A 14,290-nucleotide genomic window follows, 5' to 3' on the forward strand; every position below is an offset into this window, starting at 1 on the left:
CCGCCTCCATTCCAATCTACTGTAGTTGGAAAGTGGTCAGTTATTTCTGAAGACTCCTGCGGAAAAACGAAACACGCTAGACCACAGACTCAGCTGTCAAAGACAGATGAGTCGAGGAGGCTAGCGTTTCGTCCGCGGAAAGCGAAAGAAATAGCGGACCACCTTCTTTTTCAATAAAGTGCAAAAGTTATATATTCAAATTTTATTATGCTATATAAATTAGTGTCCGTTTGTCAACAATCTGAAAGCTTGCACCCAAAAAGGTGCAAGCTTTTTCTTTACGAATTAAAATGCTATTAACATGAAATTCTTAAGATTTATCAGCTAATAATTGAACAGCGATGTCAGGGCGGTCAGTTATAATCCCTTTTGCACCGGCAACTAGTAATCTTTCCATCGTTTCTTTATCATTGATTGTCCAATAGTGTACCGGAACATTCAATTTTGAAAGGAAATGGATAAATCCAGCTCCGTCTAAAGGAAATACGCCTGATTTAACCGGAATCTGCATCACATCTGTTCGTGGGTGATAAAGGTGTCCAAATTGACTTGTGTAGGCTGAGTAAGCTTTACGGACTTCATTTTCGCCTGCACCTAGAGCAACATTATTTTGAGCATATAGATTAAAACGATCGATTTGTTCATCAAAGAAACTCGTTACGACAACCCGATGCTGTGCACCCATTTCTTCAATTAGTCTCCATAACTTAGAAGGGATTAAACTACCTTCATATGTTTCAGGCGAATCTTTCATATCGATATTAATTAGCATTTGAGGGAATTGCTCAAATAATTCTCTTAATGTTGTAACACTTTCTCCTTGACCTCGATACGTATATTCTTGTTCTTCATTTAAAAAATGATAACCAAAATCTAAAAGTTTAAGTTCATCTAAAGTCATATCAGCAACCCGACCTGCACCATCAGTTGTCCGATCAACATATTCATCGTGAAAAACAATAATTTCTTCATCTTTAGTTAGACGAATATCTATTTCAAATCCATGTACACCTAACTCAGCTGCATTTTTAAAAGCAACCATCGTATTTTCAGGAGCGATTAGTGAACCACCTCTATGGGCAAGAATAATGGGTGAATCATATTGAAGAGCTTGTTTGTCTTCTCTTTTTTGAGGCTTTGAAATGGCCTTAGAGCCTGCCCATGCAGCTGCACCAGCAGCAGCGATTGCAATTGCTACCTTTGTTTTCTTTCCCATGTCTATTTCCTCCTCAAAAACGTGCTTCTTTCTATTATAACGGATTGAATATAAAACTGTAAGCTACAAGCGGTTGCGATACTTTTCACCCATATGTTATTCTTTATGATAAGAAAAGAGGGAAATCGCATGAATGACCGACAAGGACTTATTGTATACGTGCATCATTTAAAACAAGCTAAATCGCTTCGAAAATATGGGCATGTCCAATTCATATCTAGAAAATTAAAATATGTGGTAATGTATTGCGATCTCGACCAAATTGAAACGATTTCTACCAAAATCTCTCGATTACCTTTTGTTAAAGCCGTTACCCCATCATATCGTCCATTTGTAAAGACTGAATATGAAAATTCAAAACCTGATAAAGCGAAAGAATACGATTATAAAACTGGATTATAATCTTACAGCCAGCCTTCTATGACAGAGGTGGTAGGATATGATGCAACCTTAATATTCCCGTTAAATACTGATGATATAATGCTGGTTCAGCAAAATAAGATGAGTGTTTTACTTCAAGACGGTGTGGGACTTTGTTCATTTCCTGCACCGTTTTTTCAACTAGTTGTAACCGTTTACTCGGTTTATTCGTTTGGATGGTAATTCCTTCTCTACATAAATAGATGGGCGTAAATTTACTCTCACCTGAAGGTTTTAATATTAAAGCTATACTTACACATAAAACATTATTTTTTGTAGTCGATAAAATACATACATTATGATAACGGTGTTGGTTTGTTTGCATTAATTCACATAATTCATATAAATCACTATAACCTTCACCTAGTTCTATAAAGCGTTGAATCACAATAGCACATCCTTTCCATCACATTTTACCACGGTGCAGGAGGTCTGGCACATGAAATTAGCGAGTGGGTTAGTTTCTCTATTATTATTCATGAATATCATTATGCTTTTTTTTCAGTATCAAGTTTACTCTACAAGCTTGAATGAAAAGGAAAGTGCATTTTCCTATTCCCAAGAAGTGAGTGTAACCTACCGAGATCAACGATTCTTTATCCAACATAAATTTTCTAAGTTACCTAAAACCGAAATGACGATAACCTGGCCATTACATAGTGAAAATCGGGCATGTTTTATCGAAAATGGTGACAGTTGTACACGTTTGGCAGATGATTTACATGCGTTTGAAGAGGGTGAGAACGCAGAACAACATATTTCTTATGAAATACCGGTTAACGACGCACTTACTCAACAACGGTTATGGAAAGGTGTTTTTGCGACATTGCCAGGCGGGTCGGTTAGTCATTCGATGGTTCATGTAACAGATGTCACAAAATCCAAGGGGCTATGGTTAACTGGGCTACCTGCCATCGGAAAGGAATCTTTATCACTTGTTGACTACAAATTATTTAACGGTAAAGGTGGAGTTACTGATTTGTATTGGCAACAAGATGACTACCCAGCGGTGTTTAAAGATCATCAGCTTTCGATTTATGCAGACCAACCTTTAACTGATGAGACTAAAAACACATTAAAAGACATAAATCTTGCTGATTCAAAGCACGTGGCTGTTATTGTCAATAATCAAGCAAGTGATTTACAAGCCAATCGGTTTGTTTTTATTCCCGCGTTAGAAGTGCCAACTGTAAAAAATGATATTATTTTAAAAAGTGTACAAAGTAGCTATTCATTTTCCGCTAATACTACTCATTCGATTGAGGTTATCGCATCTTTTTTAACCAATCAAACCATTGGCTCTGAAAAAAGTAAACGGATGTACGATGAGTTAATGACATATATGACAACTTCTCAAATTGAAGAGTGGATTGACCAGTTAAAGCGTCTAAAAAGTGAGGCAGTTTCGCCAAAACTATTGGACGAAGTTTTGACCAAAACTTTGAATCAAAAAACATCATTTTTTGAACTTAACGAACAGTTAGGAGATAAACAATTTCCTTTACTTTTTGAAGATACAAGGACAGTCTATATTAATGAACTTGAACAAAAAAATATGAAGGTCATTTTTAATGATGGACGCGTCTTATATTCTGTAGAACCAATGATGTCATTACTTGGCTACACGATGGATAAAGGCAAAAATGGCTATTACATTAAAAATGCAGCTAGATCTTTCCGTTTCCCGATGATAGAGCCTTTTTATGTGTTTAATGAACGCAGATATGAAGTTCTATCACAACCAATTGAGGAATTGGCAGGTGCTTATTACATCGAAGAATCGTGGCTCATTCGTTTGTTTTTAGTTGATATACAAAAAGAAGAAGGGCGTATCAATATTACACCATCAGCCCTTTTCTAAGGAGGAACCATACTTGAGAGTGATTTCTGGGATTTGTAAAGGATTGCCAATAAAAGCTGTTCCAGGTTCAAACACAAGACCGACAACTGACAAAGTGAAGGAATCCATTTTCAATATGATAGGTCCATATTTCGAAGGTGGACTTGCGGTTGACTTATTTGCAGGGAGCGGGAGTTTAGGGATTGAAGCTTTAAGTAGAGGAATCGATTCATGTATTTTCATCGAAAAAGATGCAAAGGCTATCCAAACGATTCATGAAAACTTAAAGAAATGTCATTTAGAAGAACAAGCTGAGGTCTTTAGAGTAGATGCTTTAAGAGCGATCAAAGCAATGGAAAAACGTGAATTAACGATTGATTTATTATTTTTAGATCCTCCTTATCATAAAGCTGATTTGTATGATTTAGTGGGCATACTAGCAGAAAAAGGATTGCTTAGTCCAGATGCAATAATCATGTGTGAGCATGAGAAAACAGTTCCCTTACCCGATCACTATCATGAATTTAAGCTCTCTCGAAGAGAAACTTACGGTAGTACGATCATATCAATTTATCGAATGCTGAATGAAGAAGGAGATTTACATGAAGAAAATCGCAGTAGTACCGGGCAGTTTTGATCCAGTTACATATGGTCATTTAGATATTATTAAACGAGGCGCATCCGTTTTTGATGAAATTCGTGTCGTTGTTTTAAATAACTCGTCCAAAAAACCATTATTTACAATTGAGGAAAGAATGGATTTAATCCGTCAAGTTACAACATCTTTGCCGAATGTACATGTCGATTCTTTCTCGGGATTACTCGTCGAGTATGCAAAAAATGTGAATGCTCACGCTATTGTTCGAGGCTTGAGAGCCGTTTCAGATTTTGAATACGAAATGCAGATCACTTCCATGAACCGAGTGCTAGACGAAAATATTGAAACATTTTTCATCATGACCAATAATCAGTATTCGTTCTTGAGTTCTAGCATTGTTAAAGAAGTTGCTAAATACGGTGGGAACATATCAGAGTTAGTTCCTAAACAAGTAGAGCTTGCTTTGAAAGAAAAATATGAAGCAAATAAATAACACTCTTTGGTGTCCGAAATTAGATTTCCTATGATAAAATTTTGAAATTGAATTACATATGAAAAGGGGTAGCAAATCTTAGTGATTTCGCTATCCTTTTTTTGTCCTGACTTAACGGTATTAGTTTGTCTTTTTAACTATAGAATTGCTTGTTCTTCATACTACAGACGACCGGAAAATGTTGATTTCCATTTTAGCGGACGCTTTCAGCGGAGGCCAACAGGATGTTGGTTTCAAAGACGTTGCCACGTGATGTGGCGTTTTTAGTCTTTGTCCCTCGGTCTTCAGTTCTTGCTGATTCCGCAGGAACGATGAGGTCTCCAAAGGAATTTGGTCCTCATCTTTGCGACGAAGCTAGCGTAGCGATGTAGGAGCAGATGTTTTACGCCGCTTCCATGCCAAACAACTAAAATTACAGTAAATAGAGAATATAATAAGAATTAGGATATACCAATTGATTTTATTTCGTTTAACAGAAACCGGGTCAAATTAATTTGGGGCTGCTAAAGCAGCCTTTGTTGTTGGAAACTCCTGGGCTTTCGCGCGTAGAATACGAAAATGAGTGAAAGGTTCGTGATTGAACGTGAAAGATCTCGATTTGAAAGTGAAAGACTGCCACTTGAAAGTGAAAGCTCATCTCCAATTGCTTTAAATGAGGATGTCCCCAAGAAGCATAGCGAAATATTGCTCAACAGTCTTCAAGAAGTTAATTGATAGCAAAAAATCTTCCTCGAGATTTTATTGAAAAAATAAAAACCATATCAATGTAAGTAATATGAAGTGAAGAAAGCGGTAAACAAAATAAGGCTTAAGCGAAAGTGCAGCTGATTTTGCCAAAACAATGACTTGCATATGTATACTCACGCCGTTAAAAGATAAGATCGCCACTGCTAGTATTGAGAAAAACGCTTCCGAAGCAAACATTCTGTGAGCTATCTCCAAGCCAGCCGTCATTTCAAACAATGAATAAATAAACACCACAAACTGAGATGACATATTTCCAAACACATACTTAATGACTGCTGAAATAACTGTACTAACTGTAGTGAAAAATACCACAGTCGTTGCAACTAAAAGCAAAATCGATGCCGTTTGATGAACACCTTCGCTAAATGGAGATTGAACCTGTTTTAAATTCACTTTTTCCATAGCAGGTTGATTGGAGAAAATGCGTTGAGAAAAAAGTAAAAATAACGCATTGATAAGGTGAATTAAGACAAGAATGAGTAGACCTTTTTTAGGAGAGGAAAGAAATTGCGTTCCTACAACACCCATGACAAACATTGGACTTGGTGCATGACAAATACCAATTAAATGACTAGCCGTTTTGGAACTAAGCATTTTAGCTTTTACGAGAGTGGATATAGTGGCAGCTCCTGTAGGAAATCCACCAAAAGCACCTATGCCATAAATTTTTAAATTGTTAATAAAACTCGGTTGCCAAGCGTTTTGTTTATATAAAACATAGAGTAGCCATTGTGATACAACAAGGTACGGAAGTAAATAGGGAAGCAATCTATGTATAAAAACATCTAGCCCAAGCTTAGCTCCTTGGTGTGCGATTCCAGGTAAGAAAATAAACAAGATCATTAAGGACCAACAGATGAATATATTAGTTTTATAGAGCATGTCATATTTCCCCGTTTCAATCGTTTTGTCAGAACTTTTTGTGCGTGCTACACTATGTATATGGAATAAAAATGATGTTCATGATGGAGGTCAACGTTAGATGCCAAAGAAAAGCACCATAGGTTTTGTTATCGCCTGTGTATTTTTATTGAGCGCAACATTTTACCCAGTAGACGCATACATATCTAAACCCGGTGGAGCTTATCCTCTGGATCCGTTAGTGAAGGTGCAAGATGGAGACACGGATGACAAAGGATCTATGAGTCTTATGACAATCGCATTAGCAAAAGCCACTCCCATTACCTATGCATGGGCAAAGGTTGCGAATCATCAACATATACTTCCATCCAATCACGTACGAAATCCGAATGAAGACGAGGATGAATACACCATTCGGCAGTTGAAATTGATGTCCCAATCTCAATTTAATGCCATTTTAGTGGCTTTTCAAAAAGCAGATAAACCTTATGAAGTTAACACAAACGGGGTATTTGTTTTAAATGTGCTTCCGGACGGAGCCGCAGATGGTTTATTAAAAGCCGGAGATAAAATACTTCGAATTGATGATGTGAAAAGTAATAGTCAAGATAAGGTCATTACGTATTTACAAGAAAAGAATGTAAATGACATCGTTCAACTTGAAATTGAACGGAAGGAAAAGGTTGAAGTAGTCGATATCAAGTTGAAACCAATCCCAGGCGATGATTCTAGAGCGGGGTTAGGGATTACCTTTATGGAAGATAAGACTATTACGACAACCCCAAATGTTTTAATTAAGTCTGAAGATATTGGTGGTCCATCAGCCGGTTTAATGTTTACGCTGGAGTTGTTGAATCAATTGGAAGAAGAGGATTTGACAAAAGGCTATGCGATCGCGGGTACCGGTGAAATGAAAAGTACAGGTGAAGTAGGGCGTATAGGAGGCATTGATCTGAAAGTAGTGGCTGCAGATGCTGCAGGGATTGAGGTTTTCTTTGCACCAGATGATGAATTACCTGAAGAAGTTCTTATCAATAATCCAACATTGCGCTCAAATTATGAAGATGCACGAGACGCAGCAAAAGAAATAGGCACGAAAATGAAAATCGTGCCAGTGAAAACAATTGATGATGCATTAGATTATTTAGAGAAATTGGAACCTAAAGCGTAATTATCTTATAGGTGGCTGACGATAGTCACGTCCAATTGGTTGATTAAAACCATGGGATTGAACACCAAGAGTGTACAAATCGGTCGCTTTAATATCATGAGATAACATCGAATCTTTTACTGCCCCAACTCGACTTACGAGAGGCAATGAAAGATTTTTTTTATGTTCATTTAAATAACGTTGTCCCATTTCCGTCATCCCTAGTAGACGGAGATAAGTAGGACTGGAAGCCTGTTTTAAATCATCCCAAGTAAAACCTGTATAGATATGGGTTAGCATGCGTTGGATTCTGGTCCATGTGTAGCGTTTAGATTTAACAACTTCCATAAAATTTTCAAAAGTGTTGGATTTTTGAGCTGCTTCCTTAAGTAAATACTCAATGCCTTCTGTAACTTCGGCATAAGAAGCTAGTTGTTCTATGGATGAACGGATAATTTGGAATCTTAAGTATGGATAGAAATGCTGCCAGCTTCCAAAAGATCCGATGTGCGTTTGCCATTCTACAATGTTTTGCAAAGAAGCTTTTGGTAAAAGTGGAGTTAAGTCACTAATTCCTTGATCATTAAATATAACTTTTCGAATACCTGTTGCACTTGCAATGCTTTGACCAGGGAGAACGTCATCATGATAGCCTGAGACAATTCGTTGTATCGTAACTGGTTTAATGGACGCTTGGAGATGATATGCAGCTTCAATATAATGATAGCCAAGAATATTGTTTGGTTGAGATAAATCCACAAACGGTTGATCATATCCTTTAATAAGGTGTGCATAGGCTTCATTTAAAGCTTTTGGATAACTCATTCCTGTTTTCATGAATTGATTAATGGATTGTTGGTAAGACTCTTGTTGTGAGGTTATTAAATCATAGGTATTTATAAAGGGCTCAATTGATCCTTGTTCGCTACCAAAACAGAAATCTGTGCATCCAGCAGCTTCTAAAAGGGCAATAGAACCTTTTGCGAAATCACTAGCTTGAGCAGTAGCGAATACATATGGCAATTCTATGACAATGTCAACGCCACCTTGTAGTGCCATTTTGGTCCGACTCCATTTATCAACAAGTGCGGGTTCACCTCTTTGAAGGAAATTCCCGCTCATTACAGCAATAACAACATCTGCCCCTGTATTCTTGCGTGATTCTTTGATATGATATAAATGTCCGTTATGAAACGGATTGTGTTCAACGACGACTCCGGTTGCTCGCAAAAGTGTAAACCCCCTTCAATACTCTTGATTATACGGGGGAAAAAATAGTGTGACAAGAAATTATCTTGACATCTAATTTTAGGCATTATATAATCAACTTTGTTGTCTTGAGGTGATAAGCGTATGAAATGGGTAATTCATCAACTAGCTAAATATCGCCATGACGGGATGCCAATTGATCAATATGTTCAATTGGATAAAGTGATGGAACGTAACCCGGACATCCGGAAGATTTCACCCGTACATGTTAAAGGGCACTGCACATTTGGTGCAGCGCAAATGACTTGTCATTTTCATTTGACAGGCACCTTGACTTTGCCATGTGCTCGCACATGGGAAGATGTTGAATACCCAATTGACATTAAAACCGTTGAACTATTCAGCTGGTCTGATGCTCACAAGGATAACGATGAAGATATTCATTTTGTAGATGGAGACGTCATTGACGTTGACCCTGTACTTGAAGAACTAATCGTTGTTGAAGTTCCGTTACAAGTATTTAAGGAAGATGCTTCGCATCAACCACATGCTGGTGGCAAGGACTGGACGTATTTAACAGATGAGGAATTGTCTGCGATAAGAGAAAATGAACCAAAAAAATCGGATCCTAGACTTGCTGATTTAGCAAAGTATTTTGATCAAACAGACGAATAACGATCTGTAAGGAGGTGCCACCAATGGCTGTACCGTTTAGAAAGACTTCTAAGACTGTAAAAAGAAAGCGTCGTACGCATTTCAAATTATCCGTACCTGGTATGGTTGCATGCCCAAACTGTGGTGAATCGAAATTGGCTCACCGCATTTGTAAATCATGCGGTCATTACAAAGGGAAAGAAGTATTGAGCAAATAATACAGTATTTGCTCCATTAAAGGCTACCAGAGAGACCATGGCTCTCAGGTAGTCTTTTTCTCTATTTACACTGATATTATTAGTTTTTGGATATGAGTATAACAAAAGACAGAGCTTACACCTTTTTGGTGCAAGCTTTGTTTTTCTAAAAAGGAGGTCTTTTAATGGCTTTTTCAATCATAAACGACAATCAAATCGCTCGATTTACGATCACTCGACCAGCTATCCGCAATGCCATCAATCATGAGGTGATGCAGGGACTTGAGCAATTAATAGAACTTGTACATAACGATTCAACCATTAAATTCGTGGTAATTACTGGTGAGGGTACCCAAGCGTTCTGCTCGGGAGGAGATCTCTCCGTATTTCACGGATTAAAAACTGCAGCAGAAGCTTTTCCGATGTTAAACCAAATGGCTCAAATTTTATATAAAGTCGCAACTCTTCCTGTTCCTGTAATTGCTCTGGTAAATGGAGCGGCAGTTGGTGGTGGGTGTGAAATAGCTACAGCTTGTGATTATAGACTTGTTTCTTCTACTGCTAAATGTGGTTTTATTCAAGGGTCACTAGCAATAACGAGTGGATGGGGTGGGGGAACCTACTTGCTAGAAAAAATGCCTCAAATGGATCAAGCCCTTCGTATGCTTGGAGATTCCAAACCTTATAATGCTAATCGGTTAAAAGAAATTGGATGGGCTACAGAGCTTTACGAGGGTGATTCAGAGGAAGCTTTACAAACATTCATTCAAGATATGGGTAAAATTGATGCATCTGTTAACCGAGCATATAAAGAAATGGTCAACCGAAAATGGACATCACTAAATCTACTTAATCAAATTCAAGAAGAAGTCATTCGAAGTTCGGAACTTTGGGAAGCTGACGCTCATCATATTCAAGTACAAAAGTTTTTAAATAGAGGAAAATAACTTCTATTCTTTCACCTCACGCATATAGTAGAAAAAACGCGAGGTGATTGTATGACAACCATGAAAAGAAAAGATCAATGGACGACAAATGATGATAAAATTCTAGTAGACACTGTATTAGAAATTGTGACAAAAGGCGGCACTCAAATCCATGCATTTGATATTGTTGCCAAAAAATTGGGTAGGACTCGACAAGCCTGTGGTTTTAGATGGAACAAGACTTTAAGACACACATTTGGACATGCGCTTAAACAAGCTAAGCTTAAACATCAGCACCCGGTTCATACGCATTTAAAACAAGCCATGACTAGTTATGATGAGTTACTTGGCGCACATAAGGATTTACAAGAAGATCATGCATTACTCGTAGATAAATTCGAACATTTAAGAAAATTATTTGATCAAGTGTATACTACTTTTCAAAACAAAAAATAGTCGAAATAAAAGGTGATTCCTTTACTTCAATGAAAGTAAATGGGAGAACCTTTTTTTATTTTAAAAAGGTTTCACTTACAATCTCAATCATGTAAGTGCTTGAGATTTTCCTATTATAGAAGACATAGTCGAACGTATAAAAGGTTAAAAGAATGATGGATAAGCAACTTTAATTTTTCTATTTTTTTGTTTAATAAGAATATTTCTTCATTCAATAGTTGAAATCGTTTTCATTTTTCGAGTAGACTAGTAAAGATGGAGAACACCGTTTAAACAACTAGGGGGCAAACACATGAAGAAAGTGTTAATAGCTAATAGAGGTGAAATCGCACGTCGCATTATTCAAACCTGTAAGAAACTACATATTGAAACTGTGGCCATCTATGCTGAAGCAGATGAGCATTTACCATTCGTTAAAGAAGCAGATAGCGCTTTTCTAATAGGGCCAAGTCAAGTTCAACAGTCTTATTTGAAAATCGATGATATCATCGACCTTGCTATTCGTGAAGGTGTAGATGCTATTCATCCAGGATACGGCCTGCTGTCTGAAAACTCTTCATTCGCAAAAAAAGTAGAAGAAGCTGGAATCCTATTTATCGGCCCTACACCTGAAACAATTGATAAAATGGGAGACAAAATAGGTTCAAGACAAACAATGGAAGCGGCATCGGTACCAGTCGTACCTGGGACTACTGATGGTGTAAATTCAATCGATGAAGCTATTGAAGCCGCACGTGAAATCGGTTATCCGATTATGCTTAAAGCAAGTAGTGGTGGCGGAGGAATCGGTATGATTCGATGTGAAGATGAGCAAGCGCTCAGTCAACACTTTGAATCTGTGAAAAACCGTGCAAAAGCTTACTTTGGTGATGATAAAGTATTTTTAGAAAAGTACATCGCAAACGGTCGACATATTGAAGTTCAAATATTCGGTGATACACATGGAAATATTGTGCATCTATTTGAGCGGAATTGTTCTGTGCAACGACGCAACCAAAAGGTAATTGAAGAATCACCTTCTCCAAATTTCCCGGATGAGGCGAGAGCAAGATTACTACAGGCGGCAGTTGATGCAGCCAAGGCAGTCAATTATCGAAATGCTGGAACAGTCGAATTTATCGTAGATGAACTAAACCAATTTTATTTCCTAGAAATGAATACACGTTTACAAGTGGAACATCCCGTTACAGAAGAAGTAACTGGATTCGATTTAGTCGAGTGGCAACTTAAAGTAGCCGATGGAGAAATGCTTCCTGTTACGAATCAACAGGAAATTCTTACAACAGGACATGCCATGGAGTTCCGCGTCTATGCAGAAGATCCAAAAACGTTCTTCCCTTCACCTGGAACAATCCAATCACTTGATTGGGGTAATGTTGAAGATGTTCGAATTGACTCAGGATATGAACAAGGCAATGCGGTAACACCTTATTACGATCCAATGATTGCCAAAGTTATTATTAAAGGTGAAACTCGTTCTTCGGCAATAGAAAAAGCACGAAAGTTCTTTTCAACTGTTACACTTGAAGGTGTAAAAACAAATATACCGTTGTTTACAACATTTTTAGATGCAGAGGTATTTATGGATGGGACGTATACGACGTCAGCACTACCAAATTGGTTAGAATCACAAAAGGAGGAAAAATAATATGAAACAATTACAATCAACAATGGCAGGTACAGTATTTACAGTAAACGTTAAAGAAGGCGAAGAAGTGGCAGTTGGACAAACTGTGATGGTGCTTGAATCAATGAAAATGGAAATTCCTGTTGAAGCTGAGGTTGCTGGTAAAGTAGCGACAATTAATTCTCAAGTCGGCGATTTTGTTAATGAAGGCGACGTGCTTGTAACTTTCGAATAAAAATAGGGATATATCGAACATGTACGCAAAGGGGGCAACAAAAGTGACTGAGAACACAACATACAATGAACAATTAGAAGAAAAGTTAGAAAAAATATTTGCAGGTGGTCAACCTAAATATCATGAAAAGATGAAGGAACAAAACAAACTATTTGTTCGTGATCGTCTAGCATTATTATTTGACGAAGGTAGCTATCTTGAAGATGGTCGTTTTGCAAACTGTGAAGCGAATGATTTACCTGCTGATGGTGTTGTAACGGCTATGGGTAAAGTGAATGGTCAAACTGTGTGTGTAATGGCAAATGATTCGACTGTTAAAGCTGGATCATGGGGTTCTCGTACTGTTGAAAAAATCATTCGTATTCAAGAAATTGCAGAAAAAAACCGAGTACCAATGTTGTACTTAGTAGATTCTGCAGGAGCTCGAATCACGGATCAACTTGATATGTTTCCTAATCGTCGTGGGGCAGGTAAAATATTCCACAATCAAGTTCGTTTATCAGGTTTTATACCACAAATTTGTTTATTATTTGGCCCTTCAGCAGCGGGTGGCGCGTATATCCCGGCATTTTGCGATATCGTAATTATGGTTGAAGGAAATGCGTCCATGTACTTGGGTTCACCTCGTATGGCTGAGAAAGTTATTGGGGAGAAAGTTAGCCTTGAAGAAATGGGTGGGGCTCGCATGCACTGTTCAATCAGTGGGTGTGGGGATGTCCTTGTAACATCTGAAGAAGACGCGATTTCTGAAGCGCGTCGTTACTTAGCTTATTTCCCAGCTAATTTCACAGAGAAACCAAAAGTGGTAGAAACAATCGCATCTAAAGAAGGTCGTTCGTTAGAAGCAATTATTCCTGAAAATCAAAATGCGCCATTTGATATGTACGAAGCAATCGATCAATTAATCGATGAAGGATCATTTTTTGATGTGAAGAAACTTTTTGCACCAGAAATCATAACAGGCCTTGCACGGATCGAAGGGCAACCAGTTGGAATTATTGCTAATCAACCTAAAGCCAAAGGTGGCGTATTATTTGTCGATTCGGCGGATAAAGCGACGAAGTTCATTAATCTATGTGACGCCTTTTCGATTCCACTTTTATTCTTAGCGGACGTACCAGGATTTATGATTGGTACAAAAGTGGAACGTGCTGGAATCATTCGTCATGGTGCAAAACTAATTATGGCGATGAGTTCTGCTACTGTTCCAAAAATATCGGTCATCGTTCGAAAAGCTTACGGAGCGGGTCTATATGCAATGGCAGGTCCAGCTTTTGAACCGGATGTTTGTATTGCCTTGCCGACAGCTCAAATCGCTGTAATGGGTCCTGAAGCAGCAGTTAATGCAGTTTATTCGAATAAAATTGAAGCAATTGAAGATCCAAAAGAACGCATCAAATTTGTTCAAGAAAAACACCAAGAATATAAGGAAGAGATTAATATCTACAAGTTAGCATCTGAGATGATTATTGACGAAATCGTAAAACCAAGTGATTTACGTTCCGTTCTTGCTGACCGCTATAGAGCTTATAGCACAAAAGATATTCCTCAACCACCACGTAAGCATCCTGTATATCCAGTATAAACAGGCCATATTCCTTACGTTTTGAACAAATTCATCTTGTACTACCTAACCGTATAAGAGATAATATGTGAAAAAG

The 14,290-nt window shown here is 37.8% G+C and carries 17 protein-coding genes; 13 read left to right on the forward strand and 4 right to left on the reverse strand.

Features of this window, described 5'->3' with window-relative positions; translation table 11 throughout:
• Positions 1-310: 310 nt before the first annotated feature.
• Positions 311-1,216, reverse strand: a complete 906-nt coding sequence (locus tag AC3EA5_RS14530; RefSeq protein WP_488608996.1) for a glycerophosphodiester phosphodiesterase family protein — start codon at positions 1,214-1,216, stop codon at positions 311-313.
• Between the two features lie 129 nt (positions 1,217-1,345).
• Between AC3EA5_RS14530 and AC3EA5_RS14535 the strand changes: the two genes are divergently transcribed.
• Positions 1,346-1,618 (forward strand): YlbG family protein, encoded by a 273-nt coding sequence (locus AC3EA5_RS14535; protein ID WP_394187267.1) that lies wholly within the window; start codon positions 1,346-1,348, stop codon positions 1,616-1,618.
• A 16-nt stretch (positions 1,619-1,634) separates the two neighbouring features.
• On the opposite strand, the gene AC3EA5_RS14540 is transcribed toward AC3EA5_RS14535, so the two are convergent.
• On the reverse strand, positions 1,635-2,024 hold the full coding sequence (locus AC3EA5_RS14540; RefSeq protein WP_394187268.1) for a DUF7147 family protein: 390 nt from the start codon (positions 2,022-2,024) through the stop codon (positions 1,635-1,637).
• 51 nt (positions 2,025-2,075) lie between these two features.
• Here AC3EA5_RS14540 and AC3EA5_RS14545 point away from each other — a divergent pair, with 51 nt between their 5' ends.
• The 4 genes from AC3EA5_RS14545 to AC3EA5_RS14560 all read left to right on the forward strand — a co-directional run bounded on the left by AC3EA5_RS14545 (position 2,076) and on the right by AC3EA5_RS14560 (position 4,938).
• On the forward strand, positions 2,076-3,497 hold the full coding sequence (locus AC3EA5_RS14545) for a hypothetical protein (RefSeq protein ID WP_488608997.1): 1,422 nt from the start codon (positions 2,076-2,078) through the stop codon (positions 3,495-3,497).
• Between the two features lie 13 nt (positions 3,498-3,510).
• Complete coding sequence (gene rsmD / locus AC3EA5_RS14550) at positions 3,511-4,113, forward strand: 16S rRNA (guanine(966)-N(2))-methyltransferase RsmD (protein WP_488608998.1); 603 nt, start codon at positions 3,511-3,513, stop codon at positions 4,111-4,113.
• Positions 4,079-4,567 carry a pantetheine-phosphate adenylyltransferase gene (gene coaD, locus AC3EA5_RS14555; protein WP_394187271.1) on the forward strand — a complete coding sequence of 163 codons (489 nt, stop codon included), beginning with the start codon at positions 4,079-4,081 and terminating at the stop codon, positions 4,565-4,567. Before rsmD ends, coaD begins: the two co-directional genes overlap by 35 nt.
• A 224-nt stretch (positions 4,568-4,791) precedes the next feature.
• The gene (locus tag AC3EA5_RS14560; protein WP_488608999.1) at positions 4,792-4,938 is read left to right on the forward strand and encodes a hypothetical protein; all 147 of its coding nucleotides are present in this window, start codon (positions 4,792-4,794) and stop codon (positions 4,936-4,938) included.
• 367 nt (positions 4,939-5,305) lie between these two features.
• Here AC3EA5_RS14560 and AC3EA5_RS14565 read toward each other — a convergent pair whose 3' ends face one another.
• A complete protein-coding gene (locus AC3EA5_RS14565) occupies positions 5,306-6,196 on the reverse strand; it encodes a hypothetical protein (RefSeq protein ID WP_488609000.1) in 891 nt (296 codons plus the stop codon).
• A 100-nt stretch (positions 6,197-6,296) separates the two neighbouring features.
• On the opposite strand from AC3EA5_RS14565, the gene AC3EA5_RS14570 reads away from it, so the two are divergent.
• A complete protein-coding gene (locus AC3EA5_RS14570) occupies positions 6,297-7,346 on the forward strand; it encodes a SepM family pheromone-processing serine protease (RefSeq protein WP_488609001.1) in 1,050 nt (349 codons plus the stop codon).
• On the opposite strand, the gene AC3EA5_RS14575 is transcribed toward AC3EA5_RS14570, so the two are convergent.
• Positions 7,347-8,555 carry a nucleotidyltransferase gene (locus AC3EA5_RS14575; RefSeq protein ID WP_488609002.1) on the reverse strand — a complete coding sequence of 403 codons (1,209 nt, stop codon included), beginning with the start codon at positions 8,553-8,555 and terminating at the stop codon, positions 7,347-7,349.
• Positions 8,556-8,678: 123 nt separating this feature from the next.
• On the opposite strand from AC3EA5_RS14575, the gene AC3EA5_RS14580 reads away from it, so the two are divergent.
• The 7 genes from AC3EA5_RS14580 to AC3EA5_RS14610 all read left to right on the forward strand — a co-directional run bounded on the left by AC3EA5_RS14580 (position 8,679) and on the right by AC3EA5_RS14610 (position 14,214).
• Entirely contained in the window at positions 8,679-9,209 is a 531-nt protein-coding gene (locus tag AC3EA5_RS14580) for a YceD family protein (protein WP_488609003.1), read from the forward strand.
• Positions 9,210-9,232: 23 nt separating this feature from the next.
• Positions 9,233-9,406 (forward strand): 50S ribosomal protein L32, encoded by a 174-nt coding sequence (rpmF, locus tag AC3EA5_RS14585; protein ID WP_394187276.1) that lies wholly within the window; start codon positions 9,233-9,235, stop codon positions 9,404-9,406.
• Positions 9,407-9,570: 164 nt separating this feature from the next.
• Positions 9,571-10,332 (forward strand): enoyl-CoA hydratase/isomerase family protein, encoded by a 762-nt coding sequence (locus tag AC3EA5_RS14590; RefSeq protein WP_488609004.1) that lies wholly within the window; start codon positions 9,571-9,573, stop codon positions 10,330-10,332.
• 51 nt (positions 10,333-10,383) lie between these two features.
• Positions 10,384-10,767, forward strand: a complete 384-nt coding sequence (locus AC3EA5_RS14595; RefSeq protein ID WP_488609005.1) for a transcriptional regulator — start codon at positions 10,384-10,386, stop codon at positions 10,765-10,767.
• Positions 10,768-11,059: 292 nt separating this feature from the next.
• On the forward strand, positions 11,060-12,415 hold the full coding sequence (locus AC3EA5_RS14600) for an acetyl-CoA carboxylase biotin carboxylase subunit (RefSeq protein ID WP_488609006.1): 1,356 nt from the start codon (positions 11,060-11,062) through the stop codon (positions 12,413-12,415).
• Between the two features lies 1 nt (position 12,416).
• Positions 12,417-12,629, forward strand: a complete 213-nt coding sequence (locus tag AC3EA5_RS14605; protein ID WP_488609007.1) for a biotin/lipoyl-binding carrier protein — start codon at positions 12,417-12,419, stop codon at positions 12,627-12,629.
• Between the two features lie 19 nt (positions 12,630-12,648).
• A complete protein-coding gene (locus AC3EA5_RS14610) occupies positions 12,649-14,214 on the forward strand; it encodes an acyl-CoA carboxylase subunit beta (protein ID WP_488609008.1) in 1,566 nt (521 codons plus the stop codon).
• The last annotated feature ends 76 nt before the right edge of the window (positions 14,215-14,290 follow it).

This window comes from Paenisporosarcina sp. (assembly GCF_057785155.1).